Here is a 26,317-nt window from a genome sequence, read left to right as displayed (position 1 = left end):
GTCGTATGAAAACCATTCGACTTAGCCCGTTATTAACAGGAATCATTCTTGCGGGCTGTTCAAGTTATACTTTTGCGCAACTAGGGGCCAACCTTTCGGTGGATCTGCGCGCATTATCCATGGGGAACGCTGTAACTGCAGATCCTCCAGGGGTTAATGCCATTCACTTTAACCCGGCAGGCCTGACTAAGATTCAGGGCCTGCAAACAGAACAGCAGATTATTGTCGCTAATTTTGATATCCAGCGTGAGTTTTCAGTGCCGGCTGGATATAACGTATTTGGCTATTCTGATGACCCCATGGTTTGTCATGATGGACCTGAAGTTTCATCTGATATATGTACTGATTTTAAAGGCAAGGTCAGTGGTGATGTAGAATACGTCAGTCTTTTTGTGCCTTATCTTAAAAAAATGGTCGATTTGGGCGAAGGCCTTCCTTTGGTTGCGCCGACCATGGGGGCTGCCTACAATCCACCTGGTTCTAAAGCAACCTATGCGACCGCAATTTATGCACCGTTAATGGCCGGGTTTGGTCAGGAAGATGGAAGTCCTGCAAACTTCATGGGTCAGCAGGTTGCCTTGGAGCGGATTACTTATCTGTCTCCATCTGTCGGTTATGAGGTTAACGACCAGCTGTCGATTGGTGCATCTGTCGGGATGTCGTATCAGGCTATTGCGATGAAAACAGACTTGCGTTTTCCAAATGAACTGATCGGCATGCTAAGAATGATCGATGAGGTTGTCTGTACGCCGTTTAAAGAAAATTCCGACATCATTACTGACATTCTTTTACTCGGAATTTGTAATGCTGACGAAGGCATGAATCCATTTGGCAAATTTGGTCAAATGCAGTTGTCACTCGAGCAAAATTTAAGCCCCAGCTATAACTTGGGTATATTATGGGAACCTCGCGAAGACTTTAGTTTTGGTATGGTTTATCAAAGCGCTGCAAAAATGCGTCTAAAAGGTAAATTCCATATTGATAATGCCAAAGCACCGCAAGAAATGATTAAAGGTTTAATGACCTCACCTACCGGACAGATTCTGGCTGCAATTCTGGGATTTCCAAATTATATTCCTTCCAGTGAGTCCGGTTTGGTGTCGATGGATTTCGAATATCCAGCCCATTTCCAGGCAGGGATCACCTATAAGGTAATGCCTGATTTACAGGTGAATTTTGATGTCGGCTGGACGGATTATAAGGTTTGGGACAAGTTTAAATTCGAGTTTGATCGTACGCTTTCCGCTTTAAAGATCGCCAAAATCTTGTCTGGAAATGTGACCGATTCTAGTCTGGCTTTACCTATGGGATTTAAGTCACCATGGAACTTCGGTATAGGGATGGAGTATTCGGCAACAGATCGTCTAAAGCTTCGCGCAGGCTATGAGCCACGAACCAGTGCAATTCCAAAAGATAAGCGCAATACTATGGTACCTATTAATGGTGCACAGTTGTTTGGCCTGGGGGTAGGTTATCGTTTTGATGCAGACACTGATCTGGATCTATCGATTGGTTTCTTACGCAGTAAGGATCAGATTCCAGCAAATACCAGTAGTTTAGCTAACCAGACCGGGGTAAATAATTTGCTATTAAACCCATATGCAGGTTTAAACATCAAAACAGATACCAAAATTACCATTTTAGGTTTGAACTATCGCACGCGTTGGTAACAAAGACATGATCAAGACAGGGAAAGTTGGATGGGCAGCGGTGCTGGTATTAAATCTGGTACCCTTATCTTTCACTACAAGTGCTAAAGAATTTATTACGATTATTGGTCCGGATGGGCGACCATTAGTTGTATCCGGTAACCCTGCAGAGAAAAAAACTGAAGAAAAATATCCATCCTCTAAAAAAACAGGAACTGTGGTAGCAGTCCAATCCTCCTCAGTGCAGCAAAACTTGGAAAAAATACCAGTCACTGAAAATAGACAAGTGAAGTCTAGGCAGGACCATAATATGGTTGTACAACCAGTACAACCAGTACAACCAGTACAACCAGTACAACCAGTACAACCAGTACAACCAGTACAACCAGTACAACCAGTACAACCGGTACAACCAGTTATTTCCCCAGAACGGACGAAGTCTAAAACGCGATTGAAGTCTGAATCACAAGCTCAAGTTCCTCAAATTGCTAATACTGGCCTTAAATCTTCTGCAGCAACTGTGCAAAAACCCGGATTTAGCCAGATAGAAGGCATTGAATATGTGGATAGTGAATATCTGGAAAATAAAGAATTCAATGTAGACGGTAAAAAACGTTTCTATAGCATGCCTGAAGGTGTGGTAGACAAAAATATGGGAGCTACCCGGATTCAGACGATTGAGCGTGAAAAAGGGGTCGGGCAATCCCTGTTAAAAGCCCTGTTTCAAACGCCAGAGGTCGATTCTGGTCCGGTGGTACTGGCACAAAGTTATTATCGTATATCACAGCCTGAAACCATCGATAGCTTAGGGAAACAGTGTTTTAACGATAAAAAAATTAAAAATGCTAAAGAAATTAGCCTTAAAAAAGCGATCAATCTGTGGCCTCGTGTGCCTCTTAAAGCAGACGAATTTGATTTTGAAGTGGTGAAACTTCAATCTGATATTAAAAATATTCAGATTAACTCTTATGCTTCTAGCCAAAAAAATCCAACTTATTATTGGCCTTTTGTTGTATTTTTAGACAATCGTGGCTGTGTGCTAGAAGGCGCTGGCGGTTTTAAAAATCAGGAAGGGTCGGCGAATATTATTCAACATGAACATATTGAAGGGATCCTGCAGATACCTGCAAAAACTGAATATGTACTATTGACACCTTTAGCCTCAGCTATAGATGTCGAAGACAAGATGCTGACAAATCATGGACAACTAAAATTAGTCGCTATTCGATAAGGACTATTCGAGTATAGAAAAATGAAAAATAAATTATTATACCCATTTGCTGTAACTGCACTTTTGGCCACACTCAGTGGTTGCGGTGGGGAAAGTGCCAATGTTATTCCAGAAAAAAATGATGAAGCCACAACCAATGGTACGTGTACTCCCGGTACCACCAACTGTGTGGAATGGGGACTAGAATATCCACTCGATGGTCTGAACTTTAACTGTAGTAGTGATACAGAAAATACATTTATTACATTATTTGATAGTAAAAATGGTGTAGCTTCCGGAACCTGTACAAAGACAGATAATATTGAATTTTATATTCAAAGTTTTGCTTCAAACAAGATCAATTTAGGGCAAATTAAACTGAGCGACTATGCCATTTTTAATGCCCAGACCCAGTTGCCGCGTTTAAGTGTAATTGATATTGCAAGTGGGATTACCGGACGCCGAGTAGGTGATTTGGTCACTACAGACCCTACCGTTCAGGTGGCTATGCGTCTGGTTAAAATTTTACAAGCTTTGGCGCTACAAGAAAGGCGTATTGTAAATCCATCGGATGTACAGCCTTTATATATTACCGAAGAGATGCGCAAAGACCTGGCAAAAACCAGCGGAAATATCAGCCTGACTGATACTGATTTTGAAAAGAAAATTAAAGATTTTGTGGATGTCAGCCAGATTACTGATGAGGTGGCTTTTGCCACAGTTAAAAAACTGGTAACGATTGCCAATGCAGCCGTGTATCAGCCAGAGTTTTCATTGTTCTCAACTTCAGGTGTAATTGGTACTAATCTGTCGGGTTCAGATGGACTGGTGGGTTGTAACCTAAGTCCATGTGATATTAAAAATAAAAATACCAAATATTTATTTGGCCATTTTATGCTGATTACCGATCGCCAAGGCTATACCTTTGGTAGCGGCCTGCAATGGCGTGATACACAGTTAAAAATGGCGACAGAAAATTTATCTTCCTTGGGGGGCATTAATGCTCAGCTTATCCGTAAGGTGAAGCCGGTACAGATGACTGCAGATCCACAAAGTTCCTGGATTCACCCAACCAGAAAAACCATCACTACGCCTTATCGCCTGAATGTGGCGAATTCTAGTAATCTGCTTGAACTGTACCAAGGCAAATTATTGAATGATTATGTGATCGCAGGTAATGAAGCTTTTTATAAAAAAGTAACTGACAAAACGGTACTAGATGCCTCTGATCGAGCCAACTTAGGTTTATGGCGCTTAGCGGCTGATAATGAGAATTATGCTGGAAGCTTTGACCTCTACAAGATTTTCCCGATTAGTTATCTGGATCGTCAGGTCTTTAGAACAGCGGAGAACGTAGAACCTGGGCAGAGCTATATTTTCCCAATGTATGCCAATCTGGAATTTAAATTTACCGAGAGCACAGTGAATCCAATTACCTTGGGAATTGTGATTGACAGTAATGGGGATGTACGTACCAATATGCAATCTGCCAGCAATCTGGCAACTGACCCGGTAGCAGGTTGCCAAGGAGATGTATTAGGCAGTAACCTGTTAATCAACGGTATCCAGCAATACCGACTTGGCACTTTAGGTCGTGCATTTGTTGCCGATAAAGCGGTATCAATGCGCCTAATTCTGGCCAATGAAAAGTTTGGCAACTTAAATGGTGCATTGGTCGGCCTTGACTCGCGTATCCAGTCCTCAACGGATCCAAAGGATTCGATTGTGATCGGTGGTGCATTACTTAATTTGTCTAATGTGTTGAATAGCAATGTTGGCCAGACTGGACGTGTCACTTTCCTGAATTCGGTAGGTGAAGAAGTGCAGTGGGCCAATACCTATGCCAGTTTTCAGAAAGTTTATAATAACAATAATAAGGATTTAACGCCTGCAGATACTCAACTGGCCAAACTAAATGGCGGGTCTGTTGAGTTTAAGCTGGCAGATTGTTATCAAGTCAAAGCCAAATAATATTTTTAAAAATAAAAAATCCCATCTTAGTGTGGGATTTTTTATGTATGCTGAATTTAGCCGGTATGGTCTAGACGTGTGCCTAAGGTTTCCAGATGCATTGGGAAAGTATTATTTTTCCGGTCTTCAAAATAATGTCTGAGGGTATGTTCTACACTCGGGAAGGCAAGTTCAGTCCAGGGAATATCAGCTTCATCGAACAGACGGCTTTCGATGGTTTCTTCACCCGCACCAAATTTTCCATCAATCAGATTGGCTTTAAACAGCACATAAATCTGACCAATACGCGGAATGTTATACATGCAGTACAGCTGTTCAATGTCTACTTCAGCTTCTGCTTCTTCACGGGTTTCCCGTGCCGCGCCTTGCTCCATGGTTTCAAACAGTTCCATATAGCCGGCAGGTAACGTCCATAAGCCGTAGCGTGGTTCAATGGCACGACGGCACAGCAGCACCTTGTTTTCGAACAGGACTAAAGCACCACAAATGACTTTCGGATTAATATAATGAATAGAGCCGCATGAATCACACACGCTGCGAATCTGCTGATCGCCCAAAGGAATTTTAGCTGTGGTTTTATGTCCACAATTCACACAGAAGTTCATATTCATCATCAATGATAAAAGTAAGCTCAGGATAACTGAAAAACCTAAATTTGACATCATTTCTCTCCCGTCCTGACAAAAATCAGCTATGATGAAATTATGATCATTGCTAGGGCTGAAAGAATGGATGGATGTGAATTGACACAAAGGTTGCGGCAGAGATTACGTTTTTCCAAGCGTATCCGATCTGCGCATGCTGCCGTGTTGATTGCAATTACAGATGAAGCTGACCCCAAAGTATTGCTGACACGCCGTTCAGCTTATTTGAATAATCATGCTGGAGAAGTCTCATTTCCCGGGGGGAAGCGTGATCCGCAAGATACCAGTAATATTGTAGTGGCTTTAAGAGAGGCCTATGAAGAAACGGCATTGAACCCCTTTGATGTGCATTTAATGGGTGATTTGCCCATGCAAAAAGCCCGAAATGGTATGCTGGTCAAGCCGATTGTGGGATTGATTCCTCCGAAAGTGCAGCTGATTCCACAGCCAACAGAAATTGACCGGATTTTCTTTGCTTCATTGCAGCATTTGCTTGAAGTGACGCCCACGCCCTATGAAGTCCGTTTTGCCCAGCAATCTTTATATTTTCCGAGTATGCGGGTAGAAAATGAAGTGGTCTGGGGGTTGACCGCACGTATGCTGATTTCTCTGTTCCAGTATGGACTGGATTATAAGAAAGACTGGCCATTTTTGCTGAATTCGCCGGCCTTTAAATCTCCAAACTTTTTTAACCATTGAACAGGATTTTATCAATGTTGTATAAATTTAAGGAATATACCCCTACTGCTACACATCAGCCTTGGGATGGCTGGGTGGCACCAACGGCAACCGTGATTGGGCAAGTTGAACTTGGTCGCCAAGTCAGTGTCTGGTTTGGGGCTGTAGTACGTGCAGATAACAGTAAAATTAAATTGGGTGACTTTAGCAATGTGCAGGAAAATGCAGTGTTGCATACGGATGCAGGCATTGAGATGCACATTGGTGATTATGTGACAATCGGCCATCAGGCCATGCTGCATGGCTGTACCATTGGTGATAATAGCCTGATCGGAATTCAGGCAGTTATTCTGAACCATGCCGTGATTGGCAAGAATTGTATTATTGGTGCCAATGCTCTGATTCCTGAAGGTAAGGTGATTTCAGACAATTCTGTGGTGATGGGCTCACCCGGTAAAGTGGTAAAAACGCTGGATGATGACAGTATTCAAAAACTGAAAATGAGTGCCATGCATTATGCCGAGCATTTTCAAAACTTTCAGGACTTGGAAGAAGTGCAACTTTAGGGTACTTTTCTTTATTCTATAGTCTGAATTATAAGCCTAGATTTTCTAGGCATTTTTGTATCTGTTTCGGGAAAATCTCGCGCAGCGGATATGAGTGGAGTATCATATCCGCGTTTTTATATTCTCTGACTTAAGGTTGTGCATGAAAGTGCTGGCATTGGAGACTGCCAATGAGCAGTGTTCCGTTTCTGTAATCGATGATACACAAGAATTATTTTTTCAGCTTGATGCGCGCGCCAGGGCACAAACGCAAACGATTCTTCCAATGATTGAACAAGGTCTGCGAGATCTTGGACTGGACATTGCTGACTTGACCGCGATTGCCTTTAGTCGTGGTCCGGGTTCATTCAGTGGTGTGCGGATTAATGCTGCTGTAACTCAGGCTCTGGCCTGGTCCAATGATTTGCCAGTGATTCCGGTGTCGACTTTGCAGGCTTTGGCTCAAGCCGCCTACCGCTTACACGGGTTGACTGAAGTGTCTGCCGTGTTGGATGCTCGCATGAGCGAAGTCTATATCGCGAGCTATCAACTGGATACCCAAGGAATTATGCAGCCGGTCGATGATGAGCAACTGTTAAATTATGCTGAGGGTCGTCAGGCAGTAAAGTATACTCCGGTCGGTTCAGGAGCTGAACTGGTACAAAGTGAAACGTCAATTTATAAAAATGTGCACGCGACCGCACAGGATATTGCCAGCATTGCACGTGTAGCAGCACAAACCGAAAACTGGGTCAGTGCAGAATTGGCATTACCGGTATATTTACGTGATAACGCATGGAAAAAAATTCCAGAACAAGGTAAAGCATAATTAACTAGGATAAAGCATGGATCTTTTACTGCTACTCAAAGCGGCTCTCATGGGTGTTGTCGAAGGCATTACCGAGTTTTTGCCTATTTCCAGTACCGGCCATTTGATTTTGGCATCAGAATTAATGAATTTCTGGACCAAGGAAAAGAGTGATGTATTTGTCATCGCAATCCAGATGGGGGCAATTGCTGCCGTTATTTATGAATACTGGGCACGTCTTTGGGGAGCAGCGACCGGGATTGTCAGTGGTGAGCCACAAGGTCGCCGTCTAGGTATAGGCCTGATTCTGGCATCTATCCCGATTGTATTGATTGGTCTGACTTTTGGCCAAACGGTCAAGCAGTTTCTGTTCAATGATATTGCCATCGCCATGGGGCTGATTATTGGTGGTCTGATTATTATCTGGATTGAAAAGAATCCACCTCAAGTCCGTGTCCATGAAGTTGAAGAACTCAGCATTAAAGATGCGTGCTGGATTGGTCTGATTCAGGTCTTGTCCTTGATTCCAGGGACGTCTCGTTCTGGTGCGACCATTATCGGTGCGATGTTCCTGGGCGTTTCACGCAAGGCCGCAACTGAATTCTCATTTTTTCTGGGTATTCCGGTGATTATTGGTGCTGGCCTGCTCGATCTTTATCAAAGCTATGATGTTCTAAATACCACTGAAGACTGGACCGTAATTGCGGTCGGGCTTCTGGTTTCTTTCGTTTCGGCATTGTTACTCATCCGTGCGCTGGTAGCATATGTGGCCAAGCGCGACTTTATGATCTTTGCCTGGTACCGTATTGTTTCAGGTCTGCTGATTTTATTATTTGCCTATACAGGTTGGAAATTATGGTAAGCACGATTCGCTTATATGCCGAATCTGACTATCAAGAGAAAGCACAGCACTTCAAGGCTGTGCTTTCTGCTCGTGGGGTAGTGGTCGAGATTGAACACGTGGAAAAACTCAATGCACGTTTTTTCCGCTTAAATCCTGAACTGGCCCTTTGTGTTGATGCTGACGGACTCTGGTTATGTGCCAATGGTATGAAAATGCAACCAGACTGGCGAGCGGAAACCGGACGGTTAAAACGGGCTTCTTTAAAATCGGAAATGATTGCACGCGCTTGTAATTTAGCTGAGAAGCCGAGCCTGATTGATGCTACTGCAGGTTTGGGACATGACAGTCTGTTGATGGCACATTTAGGCGCGAAAGTCACCCTGGTTGAACGGCATCCGATTTTATTCACCTTGCTGGAAGATAGCCATACACGTGCCCAGTCGGATGCGTTCCTGAGTCAGGTCGTATCCCGGATTCATTTGGTATTTTCAGATTCAGCCGATTATTTAAAACAGCAGGCCGAGCAGCAGCAGATTGTTGATGTGGTTTATCTTGACCCGATGTTCCCTCAGCGTGACCAAAACCAGCAGGCAGTCAAAAAGCAGGCACAGGTCAAAAAACAGATGCAGCTGTTACATATGTTATTGCCTGAAGATGGTGAAATGGATCTGGGCGATAATCTTCTGGAACTGGCACAAAAAATTGGCAGGCGTGTCGTGGTCAAGCGTCCGCGTCTGGCGGTATTTCTGGCCGGAAAAGAACCTAATCATCAATGGCAAGGTGATGCTTGTCGCTTTGATGCGTATTTTCAGCATGAACTTGTAGCTGAATAGGAGAATGGCTTCTTTATTAAGCAAAGATTTGTTATATATTTAAAATTAACATTGATTAAATGCTTATCAAGCATAAACTTATTCAGCACATTGGCGAACCACTTATCTCCTTGACATCCTATGATCGACTTTAAACCCTCCATTAATTTTTGGCACGATTTTAAAAGCAACCAAACTGCCGGGATGTGGTTATTTTTGGGATCTCGGCGTTCTTTACAGCTGGTTCGTCCATCCATCATGCAACTGGTGTTCTGGGGTATTTTGGGAGGTTGTGCCAACAGTTTATTTAGCTGGCTCAGTTCAGGCCGTATGGGAGATTTTAACTCTCAAGGCCTGATCAGTTATGCGCTATGGCCTTTTATTGCCCTGATTGTTGGTATTTTTCTTTCGCAACGGGTCAATAATCCACGCCTGATGCTGGTACCGGCCCTATTATGGCTGGTGTTAGATACCCATATCATGCTGTTCCAGTGCCTGATCCAGTATCTGGGTGATCTGGATTACCTGCCATATATCCTCTATGACTATATTCCAACGCTCTTTGTCATGCTGTTTGTCTGGCAAAGTCTGGCAGTGGTCTGGGTCATCTCGCGTGAATTAAAATGGCCATGGTGGGAACGTGCGCTGATCATGCTGGCGACCTTGTTTACTCTGGTGGTCTGGCAGATTTCAGTTAAAGATCAGCCCATCTGGAAAGTTGAAGAAATTCCACCAAGTTTTGCTGAAGATGCATTCTATGCCCAGCCAGTTCTGCTGAACAAAGCGCTGGAAAGCATTGAATATGGTGAATTTGCACAGTCGCACTGGTATTTCATGGGGGTGGCTGGAGCCAGCTATCAGGATGTATTCTATTCTGAAGTCGAGCGGATTAAAGAACAGTTTGATACCCGTTTTGGTACTTTTGGCCGATCCATTGCCCTAGTTAATCATCCGGCGACACGTACCACCGTACCGATTGCTTCCAGAACCAGTATGGAACTGGCATTGCGCCGTATGGGGCAGCAGATGAACCGTGAAAGTGATGTGCTGTTTTTATATATGACTTCTCACGGTTTGCCAAATGTGTTCGAAATGGAAAATGCTCCGCTGGATCTGGCACAAGTCGATCCAAAATGGTTGCGTGATACCTTGGATGCATCCGGAATCCGCTGGCGGGTGATTGTGATTTCAGCCTGTTTCTCGGGCAGTTTTGCTTCTGCCTTGCAGAATGATAATACCCTGATTATCACTGCCTCAGCAGCTGACCGCCAGTCTTTTGGCTGTTCCAATGAAGCGGATTATACCTATTTTGGCCGGGCATTATTTGATGAAGCCATGCGTGAAAATAATAGTCTAAAAGCCTCTTTTGAACAGGCTAAAACTACGGTAGCTAAATGGGAGGCAGTCCAGGGCTTTGAACCTTCAGAACCGCAATGGGTGATTGGCAAGAATATGGAATTGATGTTACCTCAACTGGAGCAGCGTTTATTTCCCCAGAACAGCACCACGATACAGTCTCCCTAGCCCAATATTCTCAATAGATCGGCTGCAATAATAAGGAATAGCCATGGAACTTATACAGAACAATAGAAGCTTTGAAGGTGAACAGCGGATTTATCGTTTTGATTCGCACTATCTTAAAACCCCGGCTAAATTTGGAATTTATCTGCCGCCTCAAGCCTTGGAAGGCCATAGCTGTCCAGCATTATTCTATCTGGCAGGTTTGACCTGTACTGAAGAAACCTTTGCCATCAAGGCACATGCCCAGCGCCTGGCATCACAATTAGGGTTAATTTTAATCACACCGGATACCTCACCACGTGGTGAAGGCGTGGCAGAAGGCGACAATTGGGATATTGGTCAGGGTGCGGGTTTCTATATCAATGCAACCCAGGAGCCGTGGGCTGAACATTACCAGATGGAAAGCTTCATTGTGGATGAGCTCTATGCACTGGTCACTGAGGAATTCGTGATCCATTCCGGTAGAATCGGCATCTTTGGCCACTCTATGGGTGGGCATGGTGCCTTGACCCTGGCATTTAAATATCCGGAAAAATTCAAATCTGTTTCAGCCTTTGCACCCATTTGTGCGCCAAGCCAGTGCCCGTGGGGCGACAAGGCGTTTTCGAATTATCTGGGTGAAAACCGTGAAGAATGGCTCAAGCATGATGCGACCGCTTTGGTTCAGGAGAAAGGCGCATTGTTCAATGATATCCTGATTGATCAGGGGTTCTCAGACCAGTTCTATAGTCAGCTCAATCCAGCCTTGTTTCAGCAGGCTTGTGATACCGTGAACCAGCCCTTAACTTTACGTGAACATCAGGGCTATGATCATGGGTATTACTTTATTCAAAGTTTTGTAGATGATCATTTGCAATTCCATGCCGTGCAGTTAAATCCTTAAATCGGTATTGCAAAGATGTAATAGCGCTAAAAAGATTAAAAAACCTCCAAAATGTTTTTACATTCTGGGGGTTTTTCTTTTAATATCAGTTGTATAAAAGTATAAAAAATTGGGGTCGTCATGCAGCAGACAGCAGGCGGTATTCGTGTCAGTGAGCCATTATTTCCAGCTGCTTCAAGTTTTTCGACTGAAGCCACGCCTTCGGTCAGACCGAAATATCAGCGATATGAATTCAAGTTTCATGGTAGTACCTCGGAATATTTTGGTATTTGGTTGAGTAATATTTTATTGACAGTATTGACCTTGACCTTGTATTCACCTTGGGCGAAATCGCGTCGTCAGCGTTATTTTTATGGCAATACCGAATTTTTGCAGCGTCGCTTTGATTTTACCGGTTTACCCAGCAAGATTTTTCTTGGCCGGCTTTTAGCCCTGGAAATTTATATAGTGTTCTTGGTGATGTCGAACTACTCGGTGTTGTTGACCACTCTGGGCTTGGGCATGTTGTACATGGCGGTACCGTGGTTGTTTCGCCTGACGCTTAAATTTAGAAGTCGCAACACCAAATTTGGCAATACACGTTTTTATTTCTATGGTGAAAACAAATACTTGTATCGCTTATTGAGTGTCGAAGTAATCAAGACCCTCTTAAGTTTATTTATTTTGCTACCTCGTTTAATTTGGCTCTATAAGCATTATTGCTTCGATCATTTACAATTGGGACAATTTAAATTTCGCTTGAACGCTACCCACAAAAACTATATGTCGGCTGTCTATCGCCCTTTATTGTTGATGCTGGCTTTTAGCTTTTCGATGGTTGCCCTGATCGATGCAAGTCAATCGTCAAACTCAGAACATGACTTGTTGATTGTGATTTTATTATTGCTGTGGGTCATTGGCCTGATTTTTATCTTACCGATTATGTTGGCACGGATCTATATCACTACATGGAACAATCTGTTTCTAGGGGAGAATTTTTTTAAAACACGTGCCAATCCATGGCGTTATGCATGGATTGTTTTGTCAAACTGGGTATTAAAAATTATCAGTTTGGGTCTGTTATCCGCATGGGCCGACATCCGTTTTTATCAATATAAAACCAGTATGTTGGAACTCTTTGTCTTGGATGACCCTAACGAATTACAAAATATGTTGCAGCCTGACCCTAATTCCCTGGCAGCTGAATTTAGTTCTATGTTTGATTTTGATGCATCATTGTAGGGGAAATCATCATGCAAAAAAGACCTGTTGAAGTGCTTTATTATGATGGTAGCTCTGCAATAGCACATCCCGCTTTAATCCGCCCCCTTGATCAGCACCTCATTCAATTAAGTTATATCGATGACGAAAACCGGGATGTAGAGATTCCTTATAAAATGATGGCTTTTATTGGTGCTGTAGGCCGTCGACCTGCGATTGTAGAACTTCCGAATGATGCACGTATTGAGTTTATTGGCCGTGTACCACATTGGTTTGCCAAACCACAAAAAGCTATTTATGAAGCAATATGGCAATTGGAGCGCTCGCCTGCGCAGTTGCTCACCTTGCTAGTATTGGCTTTGGTCATGATCTTTAGTGTCGTGAAATGGGTGATTCCGTGGGGCGCCAAACAAGTTGCTGTCTGGGTGCCAGACAATACGGTACAGCGCATTGGTGATGTCACTGAACAAAATTTAGTGAAAAGGACGGAAACGTCTGCTTTAAGTGCTGATTATCAAAATCGCATGCGTCAGCGTTATCAACAGGAAATAGCTGAAAACCCGTATGCGCCTGCTAAACTGATTTTTCGTAAAGGTAAAGAGCTGGGCGCCAATGCCTTGGCGATTCCGAACAATACTATTTTAGTCACGGATGAATTGGTGGCGATCGCGGGAAATGAAGAAGAGGTACTTGCAGTACTGGCACATGAACAAGGTCATATTGTACGCCAGCATGCTATGCAAAAGCTGATAGCAGCATCCAGTGTCGCGATGGCATGGGAAATGATTTTCCAGGATGGCAGTAGTATGCTCACCGCAGCTGCAGTGATGTTAAGTGATGCTGATTATTCAAAACGTCTGGAATATGAGGCAGATGACTATGCCATGAAACATTTACACGCACGCAGCATCTCCAGTATTCACCTATCTAATTTTCTTCAGCGTGTTGAAAATGCAAGAGTGCTGGCACAAGAAGCAGAAACTCTAAAAATGGACAATATCACCATCAAAATCTTGGGTGAAGAGCGTCAGCCTACTGCATCTGAGCTAAAATTTATACGTTTTGCTGGAAAATTGAAACACTACACGGAATCGCATCCGGAACTAGAAAAAAGGATTGAGCGTATTCATGCCTTCGATGCAAAAATGTCTGAGCAAGCAGTCAGTCGTGATTGAGTTAATCACGTTGCCAATTTGCTTCCAGTGGTTCTTGGCCCATACGGATTAGATGATCCAGCACAACATTTTCAAGTTTATTCAGATCAGTAGCGTCATCGTTACTTTGAATCGTTACAGTAAGATGCTCTGCTTCTGGCGCCAGGTTCACTTCCGCACTTGGAAAATGAATCAGAAAAGCTGATTCATTTTCATCAATATTGAATTTATGTTTCCAGTGATTGGCCAGGCGTTTGGCAACGCGTGAGGCTTGTTGTGTCTGGATATGGGCAGTACTTTTCTTCATTGATCTTCTACACTTGTAATCATTCCCCTGTACTTTAAACCAGTCATGGGTGGAATCATAAGCCGCAAAGCGTTACATAGCATTTTATTCTTGCAACATCGAAGTCACAGTAGCCGGAGCGGATTTGATATAATGGGAAAAATCCAATTTCAACGAGCCAGGTTCTCCATGTCCAAGCCTTATTTAATTGCCCCTTCTATTTTGTCTGCTGACTTTGCCCGTCTAGGCGAAGAAGTCGAGAACGTGTTGGAAGCAGGTGCAGACGTTGTCCATTTTGATGTTATGGATAACCATTACGTGCCGAATCTGACTTTTGGTGCTGGCGTGTGTAAGGCTTTGAAAAAATACGGCATCAAAGCACCCATTGATGTGCATTTGATGGTTAAGCCGGTGGATCGCATGATCGGGGATTTCCTTGAAGCAGGTGCCGATATCATTACTTTCCATCCGGAAGCTTCTGATCATATTGACCGTTCTTTACAGTTGATCAAATCAGGTGGTGCAAAAGCGGGCTTGGTATTTAATCCGGCAACGCCACTGCATTACCTTGATTATGTGCTGGATAAAGTCGATCAAATCCTGCTCATGAGTGTAAACCCGGGCTTTGGTGGGCAGAAATTTATTCCAATGACTTTGGATAAATTGCGTCAGGCACGTCAACTGATCAATGCTTCAGGTCGTGATATTCGTCTGGAAGTCGATGGTGGTGTTACGCCGAGTAATATTCGTGAAATTGCTGAAGCGGGCGCCGATATGTTTGTGGCAGGTTCAGCTATTTTTGGCAAGCCAGATTATAAAGCTGTGATTGATGAAATGCGTGCAGAGTTAGCCAGAGTAGGGCAGATTCAACTCTAATCGCTAAAACATCAGATGCGCATAAATATGTGGATAACTTTATGGATAAGTGTGTAGATATCTATGTTGATAACCATATGGATATGTTGCATAAAATGTAATCATTTGTACCGTGGTTGATTGCGATTTAGACAATATTTGTATAAAAAGAACTCAAATAGGGTTCTTTTTATTACATATAACCCTTGTGTTTAGTGGTTATTTGTTAATCAATAGTTAATAATTCAACCAAGTAAAAAATGATCAATCTCTCACGAGTTTATGTTTAATCATGTAATTTATCCCTAAAATGTTTGAATTTAATTAATGTGTATAACTTAACATTCCGAGTGGAATCGCATGTAATTGTTATTAATTCAACTGCCCGAGTATGGAACTATACTAACTTGCTATTTTTAGTCTCTACCATAACCAGAGCAGGTAAGAATGTCGTGAAGACTTGAGTAAGACAAAGTTAATTTGTATCTCTAAAAGTCATGTTTTGTAACACTGACCACATTGTTGGTACGCGAATTAATAAAATTTTTATATCTAAATATTGAGGAGGAACGACCTCCCTTGTGAGTTGCGTGTTGGAATTTACAGGAAAAATCGTCAGGACGGCCTGATTCTTATATAAAAGGAGGAGGGTTGCATGGCCTGGATCGTACTTATTCTTGCAGGTATTTTTGAAATCGTTTGGGCTTATTCGATGAAGCTGTCCGAAGGATTTACTCGTTTAACCCCCAGTATCATTACCATTGTCTTCATGGTACTGAGTTTTGCTTTGCTGGCGTATGCGATGCGTACTTTGCCGCTAGGTACAGCCTATACGATCTGGACCGGGATTGGTGCAGTGGGTTCATTTCTCATCGGTATTTGGGTTCTGGGTGAACCTGCTTCTGCCTTGCGTATGCTGGCTGCTGTACTCATCATTTCCGGTCTGGTTTTGATGAAAGTATCCTCTTCATAATTTGTTTCTGTCTATCTCGGTGAACTGGGTTAATATAGAAAATGAACTATAGTGATTGGGACAGGGCGCCATCATGAACTTAAGTTATCTCTATATGGATTCTCCGGTAGGACAGTTACGACTGGTCGCGAATAAAACCGCGCTGGTAGCTGTGCTTTGGGATTGTGAACAGCCGAATCGGGTGAAACTGGCGACCCTGGTTGAAAATCCGCAGCACCCGGTATTGATTGAAACCAGACGTCAGCTTCAGGAATATTTTGCTGGTCAGCGCAATGTTTTTGACCTGCCTTTGGACTTTGCCGGTACTGATTTTCAGAAAAAAGTCTGGCAGGCTCTACTGAATATTCCCTACGGACAAACACGAAGCTATCGCGACATTGCTGAACAGGTGGGTAATATCAAGGCGGTACGTGCCGTGGGTGCAGCCAATGGCAAAAACCCGATTTCGATTATTGCACCCTGTCATCGGGTGATTGGTCGCAGTGGCAAGCTGGTAGGATTTGCCGGTGGTTTGGATAAAAAAGAAATCCTATTAAATATTGAGCGAACGCATTAATATTTAAATACTTAAAATAAATGAAAATTAGAATATGGAGCATTCTACGATACAGCTATTAAGTCCACTCTGGTCCAGCTTAGGGTGGATTCTTCTGCTTTTCTTTGGCGTGATGATTTTTAAATTATTCAAGCCATTTTTAAAAGGGAAATTAGGAGAATTTGCGGTTGCTGCTCATGTCAAACTGTATTTAAAAGATCCTCAATATATTCTGCTCAATGATTTGACTCTTCCAGACGGAATGGGCGCGACCACGCAGATCGATCATCTGTTATTAAGTCCTTACGGAATATTTGTGATTGAGACCAAAAACTATAAAGGCTGGATATTTGGAAACGAGCGACAAAAAACCTGGACCCAGAAAATCTATAGAAACAGTTATAAATTTCAGAATCCGATTCATCAGAACTATAAGCACATCAAAGTATTGGAGCAGCTGTTAGCAGATATTTTGGAACCAGATCTATTGCATTTTGTGATTGTATTTATGCCGGATGCCGTGTTTAAAACCCCGATGCCAAATCATGTATTTCGGGGGGCAGGCTGGACCGACTATGTGAAAAGTTTTGATCAGCAGATGATTTCTGAAATGAAATTAAAACGGATACAACTGCGGCTAGAAAAAGAAGTTTTAGAAAAATCTTGGAAAACCAATCGGGATCACGTAGAAAGTTTAAAGCAGCGTAAGCAGTCATAAGCTTTTATGAGCCCATAAAAAAGCCTTTGAATGATTCAAAGGCTTTTGGGTTTTAAATATTTGAAGCTTTCAGTTTTTTGGTAATTTCGGCTAGAACTTTAATTCGTTTTACTTCATCCCATAATGCTTTGGCTTCAGGATAATGTTTCGACATCATGCCGAGCCATTGCTTGTAACGACCGACCATACCGATCTCAGTTTTGGCTGGGCCGTTGATAAAACGAATTTGCAGTTGCAGCAGTTCATTCCAGTTCATCAAAGGTGCATCCGAATTTTGACGGATACATTGGGTCAGGTCGGGTGTGGTTACTGCACCACGGCCAATCATCAGGTCTTCGCAACCAGATTCCAGACGGCAATGTTTGGCATCGGCATTGTTCCAGATTTCACCATTGGCGATTACATTGATCTTGAGTGCTTCACGAATCGGTTGTAGCTGGTCCCAAAAAGCGGGCGGGGTATAGCCATCGGCTTTGGTGCGTGCATGAACGGTAATCCACGCTGCCCCGGCATCTTCAATGGCATGGGCATTTTCCAGCATGAAATTGCGGTCCATATAACCCAGTCGCATTTTGGCGGAAACCGGAATATGTGCAGGCACTGCATCACGCACGGCTTTAACCAGCTCATGTACGACTTCAGGTTCATCTAAAAGGACTGAGCCACCGCGATGACGGTTCACTGTTTTGGCCGGACAGCCAAAATTCATGTCAATTGCCGGTGCGCCCATGGCTGCCACTTTGGCGGCATTCGCTGCCAGCATCTCCGGATTATTTCCCAGAAACTGCACATGTACTGGTGTACCTGCCGCCGTCTTGCCACCATTCAACAGTTCTGGACAATATGTGTGATAAATATGGTCGGGCAAAATCGAGTCGGTGACACGGATAAACTCGGTCACACACCAGTCAAAGCTACCTACGGATGTCAGCACATCACGCATAATCGGATCGGTTAAGCCTTCCATGGGAGCAAGCACAAGTTTCAACGGTGCACACCTGTAAATTTAAAACGGTGTTATACGTTTTTTTAGCCTGAATGTCCAGGCAGTCTAAATTTTACGCTTCATAAAGGGGAGAGAGGGTGAGAAGGGATTTAGGAAATATTAATAAAACAGCTGTCTTCAGCACAATAAAATAATAGAGTTTTAAAGATGAATAGCTATATTGAAAAGAATCATAAATATATCAGGTGGCAGTATGGAACAGCCTCATTTCAAGGATCATTTCTCCCAGCAATCACAGGATTATGCCTTGTTTCGTCCGCATTATCCGGATACATTGGGAAAGCTATTGGCAGAGCTATCACCAAGTACCAAATTGGCTGTAGATGTCGGCTGTGGTTCTGGACAGCTTTCAGAAGTTTTGGCGAATTATTTTGATCAGGTGATTGCTATTGATGCGAGTGCTGAACAGCTTGCCCAAGCCAAACCGCATCCAAAAATTCAGTATGGTCAGGCATTTGCTGAAGAGGTCCCGTGTGCTGACCAGAGTATTGATCTGATTTCAGTGGCTCAAGCAGCGCATTGGCTCGATCTGGAAAAATTCTACGCAGAAGTTCGACGCATCGCGAAACCTAAAGCCATTCTGGCTTTAATTAGCTATGGCGTGTTCAATGTGGATGAGCCACATCTGAATCATTATTTTAAGCATTTTTATGAAGTCACGCTTGCACCGTACTGGCCGCCTGAACGTCGCCATGTAGATGAAGGATATAAAAATCTACCATTTCCCTTTCAGGAAATTGTGATTCAGCTACCTCTATTACAGGTTGAATGGAACTTTTATCAGTTAATTGGTTATATGAGTACCTGGTCAGCCGTGAAAGCTGCCACTAAAGCACTCGGACATAATCCACTGAATGTACTGGCAGATGCCTTATTGCCAGAATGGGAAGATCCAGAATTGCCTAGAGTGATTAGCTGGCCATTGTCGGTGCGGGTGGGGCGTATAACCGTTTAAAGAATATTCAAGCTAAAGCCTGTTTATTGGACAATGAATTGAATATCCAAGGCTCAGAATTATCGCCCCAGAATCATTTCCAGCACAAATTTAGACCCAATAAAACCCAGTGCCAGCAAGCCAAAACCGAGCAGGGTAAAGTGCACGGCTTTCTGGCCACGCCAGCCAAACTTCCAGTGTCCGATTAATAGTGAACCGTAAACCAGCCAGGAAATAATACTGAACGCAGTTTTATGTGCCAGATGCTGAGCAAAGAAATTGTCGATGGTAAAGAAGCCAAAGCCCAAAGCGAGGGTAAGTAAAACAAAACCGGTCATCAGCATATCAAACAGCAGTGATTCCATGTCCTGATACGAGGGTAATAAACTGACCCAGACCCGGCGTTTATGCTTTTTTTTCAGCTCACGATCCTGAAAACGTAAAATTACGGCCTGAATGGTTGCCATGAGCAATACTGCATAAGCAGACAAAGACAAAATAATATGAATGTCCAAGCCTAGAGAGTTCTGGATAATAATTTTAGCTGGCTGGGTAAAGACAAAACCGAGGATCAAACCTGTTGCAGCCACCGGAATCCCGATCAGGTTCAGGGCAATAATCGGACGATAAGTACTGTAAATAATACTGAGCAGCAGCATCAAACCCGAGGTAAAAGAAAACAGGGAAAAGACATCATAATTGATGCCTAGCGGAGTATGCATATCACCATATAACACCAGTGCATGCAGGCTCAGGCCAAGCAGTGCAGTTAGCGAAACAAACCATTGATTAGGAGTACGTTTAGACATTAAATGAATGAACAGATACCAGAAGGAAGCGGTATAAGCGACTAATGCTAAGATCGTATAAACCAAGGGGAGGCTAACCATGTCAAACCTTTTTAAGGGTGATGAATATTCATTTATATAAATTCGCTGCGAACTACAGTATCCTATAGCATTCTATGCATAAATTTTCTATTTTAAGAAACAATTTTTTGCTCATGGCTATTTTAAGCGGATTTTGCAATGTTTGATACCTTAACAGAACGACTCACGCAGAGTTTAAGAAATGTTACTGGCTCAGGGCAGCTAACCGAAGACAATATTAAAGATACGTTACGTGAAGTGCGTATGGCGCTTCTTGAGGCCGATGTTGCGTTACCTGTAACTCGTGAATTCATCGCGAAAGTTAAGGAAGAAGCATTGGGCCAGGAAGTGATGACTCAGTTATCTCCTGGGCAGGCTTTTGTCAAAATCGTTCATGACGAATTGACCAAAATGATGGGCGAGGCCAATGAAAGCCTCGACCTCGCTGCAAAACCACCTGTAGTTGTCCTGCTAGCAGGTCTACAAGGTGCAGGTAAAACAACAACTGCAGCGAAACTTGCACGCTTTTTACAAGAACGTCAAAAGAAAAAAGTAGCGATGGTCTCTGCCGACGTATATCGTCCGGCTGCGATCAAACAGCTACAGACTGTCGCGGGTGAAGTTGGTGCGATTTTCCTGGAATCCAGCGCAGACGAAAAACCGATTACGATTGTGAATCGCGCGATTGAACAGGCAAAAATCCAGTTTGCCGATGTGCTGATTGTCGATACGGCAGGCCGTTTGCATATCGATGATGACATGATGGGTGAAATCAAAGAGCTGCATGCAGCGATTAACCCGACTGAAACCCTGTTCGTGGTCGATGCCATGACCGGTCAGGATGCGGCAAACACCGCCAAAGCATTCAACGATGCCTTGCCTTTAACTGGTGTGATCCTGACCAAAACTGATGGTGATGCACGCGGTGGTGCGGCACTGTCAGTACGAGCGATTACCGGCAAGCCAATCAAATTCTTGGGTATGGGTGAGAAACTCGATGCCCTGGAGCCATTCCATCCTGAGCGTGTCGCACAGCGTATTCTCGGTATGGGTGATGTACTTTCTTTGGTCGAAGAACTTGAACGCAAGGTCGACAAAGAAAAAGCCGAAAAAATGGCGAAAAAACTGCAAAAAGGCGGCAGCTTCAACTTTGAAGACATGCTGATGCAGTTTGAGCAGATGAACAAGATGGGCGGCATGATGGGCTTTCTGGACAAACTTCCTGGCATGAGCAATGCCGGTCTGCAAGATGCGTTGGCGCAAGCCAATCCTGAAAAGCAGGTCAAGAAAATGGAAGCGATTATCCAGTCGATGACCCTGAAAGAGCGCCGTAATCCAGACTTGATGAACCCAAGCCGTAAAAAACGTATCGCAGCAGGTTGTGGTATGGAAGTGGCAGAAGTCAACAAGCTGATCAAGCAACATGCGCAGATGGCCAAGATGATGAAAAAATTTGCCAATCCATCGGGTATGGCAAAAATGATGAAATCACTTGGTGGCTTGCAGAAACAGTTTGGCGGCGGCGGTGGTATGGGTCCATTGTTCGGCGGCAACGACAAGAAATAAGTTTTGTTTAAAAAAAGGCGCAATATGCGCCTTTTTTTATTGCGAATAAATGGTCAAACCGGTTTAAACAAAACAACATTTACTTACCCAAAATAAAAATCTAATCAGGCAGACTCGGGAATATCAGCACAAAATAAAGAGAAATTTCAAATGAACCAAGTAATTGTCGTACATGGTTATACTGCAAGCCCGGAAGAAAACTGGTACCCATGGATTCAGGAAAAAGCCCAACAGGAAAATGTCAGTTTAAAAGTCCTCCGGCTGGATCCATCAACTACACCGACACTGGACACCTGGGATCAACAAATGCGTGAACAGATTGATGCAATTGATGAGGACAGTATCTTTATTGCACATAGCTTGGGAACTGTAGCCGCATTGCATTACCTATCCAGAGAATTAAGACAGCAGAAAATTCAGCAACTGGTATTGATCGCGGGATTTAATGGCCGGCTGGGTCGCCTGGATGAAGTAAACCCTTTTATTGATGCCGCGGATATCGATTTCGATTTACTCAAACAACAGGTTGCAGAGCGTGTGGTGATTTACTCCGAAGGAGATGACCGGGTTGCACCAGAATTTAGCCTGGAACAGGCGGACAGTCTTGATGCAATTGTGGTGAATGCCAAGCATCACGGACATTTTATTGATTCACAAGGCTGTACTGATCTGCCGGAGCTCTGGAAAGTGATCGAGCCTTATCTGATTAAATCTTAAATTTAGGCATGTTATTGTATTCGCTAAATTTTAAAATTTAATATGAGATGGTGTTCAAAAAGGTACTTGAATTCCATCTCCAGACTGTTTAAAACTGATTTTTATCGACGCCGTTTGCGTTCAATAATTATAAGTAATGCACTATGAAAAATATAATAAAAAAAGTCTATATCGTGCCGGATTATCAGGCGACCTCCAATGATCACTGGTACCCTTGGCTGAGTCGCCAGCTTAAAAATGCCGGTTTTGAGTCCAAGCGGATTATGCTGGCCAACCCTTTTCAGCCTGATTTAGAAGAATGGCAGCAGAATCTGAAACTGCACATTCCGCACATGGATGAACATACCTTTTTAGTTGCACATGGCCTGAGTTGCGTCAGTATTTTAAACTTTTTACAGGAACATTATATTCAGCAGCAACGCAAGATTGGTGGAGTAATTCTGGTCTCAGCCTTTGATACACCCTTGGTTGCCTGGTCAGAACTGAATAAAATACTGCAGGCTGTGCGACTCGATCTGAAAAACTTGCCCTATAGCTATAAACGTGCGGTGATGCTGATCTCCAGTAATGATCCCTATGTGCCTGCACCGATTTCCTTGCGTTTAGCCCATAGCTTGAATGCACAAATTTTTGAGATTAAAAAAGCCGGGCATTTTAATAAATCTGATAGCTTTGCCGAATTCCCTCAATTGCTGGATATCATCAAACAGTGTCTGGCAAATGAGCTGCAAAATGCTGCAGGCCTTTAAGTAAAAGATCAGGTTCAATCCGGGGATGGTGATGGCTGAGATGCTGCGCAAACAGTGGAGCATCTCCACCTGTTAAAACCAGCTGTGCTGGGAAATCATGCAGGACTTTTTCAATGGTGCTGAGCAGGCCCAGCAGAATGCCATGATGCACAGCATCTAGGGTATTGCGGCCAGGATTAAGTTCAGAAAAAGCACCATCCGGAATTTTAATGCCTTTGGTATTCTGAATCAGTGCATCACGTTGCAAGTACAGATTCGGCAGAATAAATCCCCCCAAATGTTGTTGTCCTTGCGCCAGATCAATGGTCAGTGCCGTACCACAACTAATTACACAGTAATTTTCATGCGCTTGAGTCGCCACTGCAAGTACCTGTAACCAGCGGTCAATGCCCAGCTGAGAAGGTTCATCATAGCCACAGATCAGACCGGCATATTCCGCCTGTACCTGAGCAAAAATCACTGGAATATGCAGACTTTCTAAAATACTGAGAATACGCTCATTACTGATTTTATCCTGGACCGAAGATAGCCCCACCTGATGCAACCCCAGTGTTTTAAAATGCTGGATTAGGCCCAGTAATAAATCAGCAGGAGACTGTAAATGTAATTCCGCTGCTTGTTCAATAATCTGATCATGCTCGGTAATCCAGTATTTCAGCCTGGTATTGCCAATATCCAACCATAATTTTTTCATTGCTGTATGCCTGTTCGTCCACCGTGTTGAAGGCGGAGCTGTCCCTGATAAAAAGTCTGGATTCCCTGATCGGTCAAAATCTTGACTGCACCATCATCCTGAATTCCGAGAAAAGTACCGGAATATTGCCCTTGCACATCGGTAAATTCAACTGTTTGTTGCATAAATGCAGCCGATCGATTGAAACGCGCCGCCAGGTTTTGACTGCCATAATTAAACCATTGCCCGGCTTGCTGAATCGCCAGATATAACTGGGCAATTAGCTCGACTCTTGATGTATGCGATAATCCCAGCTCGCTCAAGGAGCTGACCTGCTGGTCTGGAAGATCGGTGGACAGAGGATCAATATTTAGCCCGACCCCGACCACCACCTGCGTGGTTGAAACCGGCTCGACCAGAATACCCCCCCATTTTCCATGCAGGCTATACAGGTCATTCGGCCATTTCACCTGTAATTCCAGGCCTTTTAGACTTGGCATTTGCAGGATATTTAACGCAATTTCTAGCGCCAGACGACCATCAATGGGTTTTTGTGTATGCAGCAATGTGCTTAAATAGATGTTCCCTTCAGGTGATATCCACTGACGTTGACGCTGTCCACGGCCGTGGGTCTGCACATGACTGCATACCAGAACCTGCTGTACCCCTTTCGTTGCCAATTCGCGCACATCATCATTGGTCGATGTGGTAATCGGTTTAATGAGTAATACTTCCGGGAGTTGGCCTGCATCGCTTAATCGTTGTTGCAGTTCACGAGTTTCTACATCCATTTGAATCTAAACGTGGTAAATATCGTTATGGAGTTAATCATATATTTATTGATTGGTGCAATTGCCGGATTTGCCGCAGGCCTGTTTGGGGTCGGTGGAGGTTTGATCATTGTACCCATCCTCTACATTGTTTTTACCCAACTCCAGTACGATCCTAACGTGATTATGCATATGGCGGTGGGTACTTCCCTGGCGACGATTATTGTGACCTCTATCAGCTCGGTCATGGCACATCATCAACGAGGGGCAGTGCTGTGGCCCGTGTTTCGTAATCTGGCGCCAGGTCTGGTTATAGGGTCATTTGTGGGTGCGGGGATTGCCGATTATTTATCTGGTCGAGGTTTGCAGTTGTTGATCGGGTTCTTTGCAGTCTGGGTGGCATTTCGAATGTTTAAAGGTGCGAATGTTCAGGTCGACCCAAACCAAAAATTACCTTCAACACCGCTACAAATTGCTGCGGGTGGCGGGATCGGTGTGGCATCGGCCATTTTTGGGATTGGCGGGGGCAGTTTGACGGTCCCATTTCTGAATCGCTGTGGGGTTGTCATGCAAAAAGCAGTAGCGACCTCTGCCGCTTGTGGCTTGCCAATTGCAATCGCGGGTGCATTAGGTTTTATGTGGTTTGGTAAACAGGCGCAGGTCACCGTACCAAATACTATCGGTTATATTCATATTTATGCGTTTCTCGGTATCAGCACGATGAGCTTTTTTACTGCGAAACTGGGCGCAAAAGTGGCACATCTGCTTTCACCGGCTGTATTGAAAAAATGTTTTGCGGCCTTGCTGACTACCGTCGGCCTGTATTTTATTTATCAGGGTTTCATTGCCTGATTCAAATGTTCAGGTTAAATCAATGCGTCGCTGCAGGAGAATAGATCACTATTCTCCTTTTTTGTAAGTGGGAGTTGGCTATATAGACACAAGATTGTCTGACAATGTCAAAGTAATCATTAAAAAAAAGCCGTTTAATAGCAACATAGCCCAAATAAAGGGTTAAACCATTATTCATAAAAATAAACACAGGAACGGTATGCCATTAGAACAAGCGCAAAGTTTGTCTGAGCAGATTGCCAAGCATATTAGCGAACAAATTATTCGCGGTGAACTGGTCGAAGGCGAACGTATACAGGAACTTAGGATTGCCTCGGAGCTTGATGTCAGCCGGGGTTCGGTTCGTGAAGCACTGTTGTTGCTGGAACGCACCCAACTGATTGAAATTTTTCCACGCCGGGGAGCAATTGTTTCAGAAATGTCGGCCTTGCAGGTGCGTGCCTTATTTGACATGACCTCGTTATTGCTCGGGCAGATGGTGCATCGCATGGCGGAGACCTGGCGGGTGCATGAAGCTGAGCGCATTCAGCTATTATTAGAGCAATTAGAAGCAGAAACCCGCCAAGGACACACTGAAAAGTTTTATGATTTGATCTTTCAGGGCATGGCCCAGCAGCATGAGATGGTGGGGAATCCTTATCTGATACGCTACTATCAGGAACTGCTGCCATCTTTACGTCGGAGCTATTTTCTGACCCTGAATATTTCCAGACGCGAGTTACAAGAATCTTTTGACTTGTTTAAACTGGTCACTGAAGCAATTTTGATACGAAAAACCCATCAGGCCACTTTATTTATGGAAGATTTTTGTCGACACTTGCGCAACCTTGTGTTGGAATCTCTGACACGGATGAAACAAATTGAACTCGCGTGGGCCAGACGCTCACGACGTTAA

Annotated in this window: 28 protein-coding genes; 22 read left to right on the top strand and 6 right to left on the bottom strand. The window is 43.7% G+C overall.

The window, feature by feature from the left end:
- Window positions 1-5 precede the first annotated feature (5 nt).
- From AY607_RS03845 to AY607_RS03835, 3 genes are read left to right on the top strand one after another with little or no spacing between them, the layout of a single operon-like run.
- Window positions 6-1,670: an OmpP1/FadL family transporter gene (locus tag AY607_RS03845; RefSeq protein ID WP_064097039.1), complete on the top strand. Its 1,665-nt coding sequence runs from the start codon at window positions 6-8 to the stop codon at window positions 1,668-1,670.
- A gap of 7 nt (window positions 1,671-1,677) precedes the next feature.
- A complete protein-coding gene (gene filE, locus AY607_RS03840) occupies window positions 1,678-2,880 on the top strand; it encodes a putative pilus assembly protein FilE (protein ID WP_064101822.1) in 1,203 nt (400 codons plus the stop codon).
- 21 nt (window positions 2,881-2,901) lie between these two features.
- Window positions 2,902-4,830, top strand: a complete 1,929-nt coding sequence (locus AY607_RS03835; protein WP_064101821.1) for a hypothetical protein — start codon at window positions 2,902-2,904, stop codon at window positions 4,828-4,830.
- Between the two features lie 56 nt (window positions 4,831-4,886).
- On the opposite strand, the gene AY607_RS03830 is transcribed toward AY607_RS03835, so the two are convergent.
- Window positions 4,887-5,435, bottom strand: coding sequence for an NUDIX hydrolase (locus tag AY607_RS03830; RefSeq protein ID WP_171255272.1), 549 nt, complete (start codon window positions 5,433-5,435; stop codon window positions 4,887-4,889).
- Window positions 5,436-5,558: 123 nt separating this feature from the next.
- On the opposite strand from AY607_RS03830, the gene AY607_RS03825 reads away from it, so the two are divergent.
- From AY607_RS03825 to AY607_RS03785, 9 genes are all read left to right on the top strand, one after another.
- Entirely contained in the window at window positions 5,559-6,173 is a 615-nt protein-coding gene (locus AY607_RS03825; RefSeq protein WP_064097036.1) for an NUDIX hydrolase, read from the top strand.
- Window positions 6,174-6,190: 17 nt separating this feature from the next.
- Window positions 6,191-6,718, top strand: a complete 528-nt coding sequence (locus tag AY607_RS03820; RefSeq protein WP_171254987.1) for a gamma carbonic anhydrase family protein — start codon at window positions 6,191-6,193, stop codon at window positions 6,716-6,718.
- Between the two features lie 142 nt (window positions 6,719-6,860).
- The gene (tsaB, locus tag AY607_RS03815; RefSeq protein WP_064097034.1) at window positions 6,861-7,526 is read left to right on the top strand and encodes a tRNA (adenosine(37)-N6)-threonylcarbamoyltransferase complex dimerization subunit type 1 TsaB; all 666 of its coding nucleotides are present in this window, start codon (window positions 6,861-6,863) and stop codon (window positions 7,524-7,526) included.
- A gap of 16 nt (window positions 7,527-7,542) precedes the next feature.
- Window positions 7,543-8,367, top strand: coding sequence for an undecaprenyl-diphosphate phosphatase (locus tag AY607_RS03810; protein WP_064101820.1), 825 nt, complete (start codon window positions 7,543-7,545; stop codon window positions 8,365-8,367).
- Window positions 8,361-9,182, top strand: coding sequence for a class I SAM-dependent methyltransferase (locus tag AY607_RS03805; RefSeq protein WP_064097032.1), 822 nt, complete (start codon window positions 8,361-8,363; stop codon window positions 9,180-9,182). Before AY607_RS03810 ends, AY607_RS03805 begins: the two co-directional genes overlap by 7 nt.
- A 120-nt stretch (window positions 9,183-9,302) precedes the next feature.
- Window positions 9,303-10,685, top strand: coding sequence for a C13 family peptidase (locus AY607_RS03800; RefSeq protein WP_064097031.1), 1,383 nt, complete (start codon window positions 9,303-9,305; stop codon window positions 10,683-10,685).
- A gap of 43 nt (window positions 10,686-10,728) precedes the next feature.
- A complete protein-coding gene (gene fghA, locus AY607_RS03795; protein ID WP_064101819.1) occupies window positions 10,729-11,565 on the top strand; it encodes an S-formylglutathione hydrolase in 837 nt (278 codons plus the stop codon).
- Between the two features lie 120 nt (window positions 11,566-11,685).
- A complete protein-coding gene (locus tag AY607_RS03790) occupies window positions 11,686-12,786 on the top strand; it encodes a YjgN family protein (RefSeq protein WP_064101818.1) in 1,101 nt (366 codons plus the stop codon).
- A gap of 11 nt (window positions 12,787-12,797) precedes the next feature.
- Entirely contained in the window at window positions 12,798-13,940 is a 1,143-nt protein-coding gene (locus tag AY607_RS03785; RefSeq protein WP_081408794.1) for a M48 family metallopeptidase, read from the top strand.
- Between the two features lies 1 nt (window position 13,941).
- Here the strand turns inward: AY607_RS03785 and AY607_RS03780 are convergent, their stop codons facing one another.
- On the bottom strand, window positions 13,942-14,226 hold the full coding sequence (locus AY607_RS03780) for a DUF2218 domain-containing protein (protein WP_064101817.1): 285 nt from the start codon (window positions 14,224-14,226) through the stop codon (window positions 13,942-13,944).
- A gap of 168 nt (window positions 14,227-14,394) precedes the next feature.
- On the opposite strand from AY607_RS03780, the gene rpe reads away from it, so the two are divergent.
- From rpe to AY607_RS03760, 4 genes are all read left to right on the top strand, one after another.
- Window positions 14,395-15,081: a ribulose-phosphate 3-epimerase gene (gene rpe, locus AY607_RS03775; RefSeq protein WP_064101816.1), complete on the top strand. Its 687-nt coding sequence runs from the start codon at window positions 14,395-14,397 to the stop codon at window positions 15,079-15,081.
- Between the two features lie 634 nt (window positions 15,082-15,715).
- On the top strand, window positions 15,716-16,033 hold the full coding sequence (sugE, locus tag AY607_RS03770) for a quaternary ammonium compound efflux SMR transporter SugE (RefSeq protein WP_064101815.1): 318 nt from the start codon (window positions 15,716-15,718) through the stop codon (window positions 16,031-16,033).
- 73 nt (window positions 16,034-16,106) lie between these two features.
- Window positions 16,107-16,589, top strand: a complete 483-nt coding sequence (locus AY607_RS03765) for a methylated-DNA--[protein]-cysteine S-methyltransferase (protein ID WP_064101814.1) — start codon at window positions 16,107-16,109, stop codon at window positions 16,587-16,589.
- A 34-nt stretch (window positions 16,590-16,623) separates the two neighbouring features.
- The gene (locus AY607_RS03760; RefSeq protein ID WP_064101813.1) at window positions 16,624-17,286 is read left to right on the top strand and encodes a nuclease-related domain-containing protein; all 663 of its coding nucleotides are present in this window, start codon (window positions 16,624-16,626) and stop codon (window positions 17,284-17,286) included.
- Between the two features lie 52 nt (window positions 17,287-17,338).
- On the opposite strand, the gene AY607_RS03755 is transcribed toward AY607_RS03760, so the two are convergent.
- Entirely contained in the window at window positions 17,339-18,274 is a 936-nt protein-coding gene (locus tag AY607_RS03755; RefSeq protein ID WP_205630796.1) for a tRNA-dihydrouridine synthase, read from the bottom strand.
- Between the two features lie 211 nt (window positions 18,275-18,485).
- Here AY607_RS03755 and AY607_RS03750 point away from each other — a divergent pair, with 211 nt between their 5' ends.
- A complete protein-coding gene (locus AY607_RS03750; protein WP_064101811.1) occupies window positions 18,486-19,247 on the top strand; it encodes a class I SAM-dependent methyltransferase in 762 nt (253 codons plus the stop codon).
- A gap of 59 nt (window positions 19,248-19,306) precedes the next feature.
- Here the strand turns inward: AY607_RS03750 and AY607_RS03745 are convergent, their stop codons facing one another.
- The gene (locus AY607_RS03745; protein WP_064101810.1) at window positions 19,307-20,116 is read right to left on the bottom strand and encodes an inner membrane protein YpjD; all 810 of its coding nucleotides are present in this window, start codon (window positions 20,114-20,116) and stop codon (window positions 19,307-19,309) included.
- Window positions 20,117-20,254: 138 nt separating this feature from the next.
- On the opposite strand from AY607_RS03745, the gene ffh reads away from it, so the two are divergent.
- The 3 genes from ffh (at window position 20,255) to AY607_RS03730 (ending at window position 23,127) form a co-directional block, all read left to right on the top strand.
- Window positions 20,255-21,661, top strand: a complete 1,407-nt coding sequence (ffh, locus tag AY607_RS03740; RefSeq protein WP_005247147.1) for a signal recognition particle protein — start codon at window positions 20,255-20,257, stop codon at window positions 21,659-21,661.
- A 150-nt stretch (window positions 21,662-21,811) separates the two neighbouring features.
- A complete protein-coding gene (locus tag AY607_RS03735) occupies window positions 21,812-22,378 on the top strand; it encodes an RBBP9/YdeN family alpha/beta hydrolase (RefSeq protein ID WP_064101809.1) in 567 nt (188 codons plus the stop codon).
- Between the two features lie 143 nt (window positions 22,379-22,521).
- Window positions 22,522-23,127 carry an RBBP9/YdeN family alpha/beta hydrolase gene (locus tag AY607_RS03730; protein WP_064101808.1) on the top strand — a complete coding sequence of 202 codons (606 nt, stop codon included), beginning with the start codon at window positions 22,522-22,524 and terminating at the stop codon, window positions 23,125-23,127.
- Here AY607_RS03730 and AY607_RS03725 read toward each other — a convergent pair.
- Together AY607_RS03725 and AY607_RS03720 are read right to left on the bottom strand one after the other, a co-directional pair.
- A complete protein-coding gene (locus AY607_RS03725) occupies window positions 23,081-23,821 on the bottom strand; it encodes a type III pantothenate kinase (protein ID WP_064101807.1) in 741 nt (246 codons plus the stop codon). The two genes, AY607_RS03730 and AY607_RS03725, sit on opposite strands and share 47 nt — an antisense overlap.
- A complete protein-coding gene (locus AY607_RS03720) occupies window positions 23,818-24,591 on the bottom strand; it encodes a biotin--[acetyl-CoA-carboxylase] ligase (RefSeq protein WP_064101806.1) in 774 nt (257 codons plus the stop codon). The genes AY607_RS03725 and AY607_RS03720 overlap by 4 nt, the downstream gene beginning before the upstream one ends.
- A 27-nt stretch (window positions 24,592-24,618) precedes the next feature.
- On the opposite strand from AY607_RS03720, the gene AY607_RS03715 reads away from it, so the two are divergent.
- Window positions 24,619-25,422, top strand: coding sequence for a sulfite exporter TauE/SafE family protein (locus AY607_RS03715; RefSeq protein ID WP_064097015.1), 804 nt, complete (start codon window positions 24,619-24,621; stop codon window positions 25,420-25,422).
- Between the two features lie 199 nt (window positions 25,423-25,621).
- Window positions 25,622-26,317, top strand: a complete 696-nt coding sequence (locus AY607_RS03710; RefSeq protein ID WP_064097014.1) for a GntR family transcriptional regulator — start codon at window positions 25,622-25,624, stop codon at window positions 26,315-26,317.

This window comes from Acinetobacter sp. SFA (assembly GCF_001647535.1).
GTDB lineage: Bacteria > Pseudomonadota > Gammaproteobacteria > Pseudomonadales > Moraxellaceae > Acinetobacter > Acinetobacter pecorum.
The sequence above is the reverse complement of the archived record's forward strand: the minus strand, read 5'-3'. Positions and strand labels throughout refer to the sequence as shown.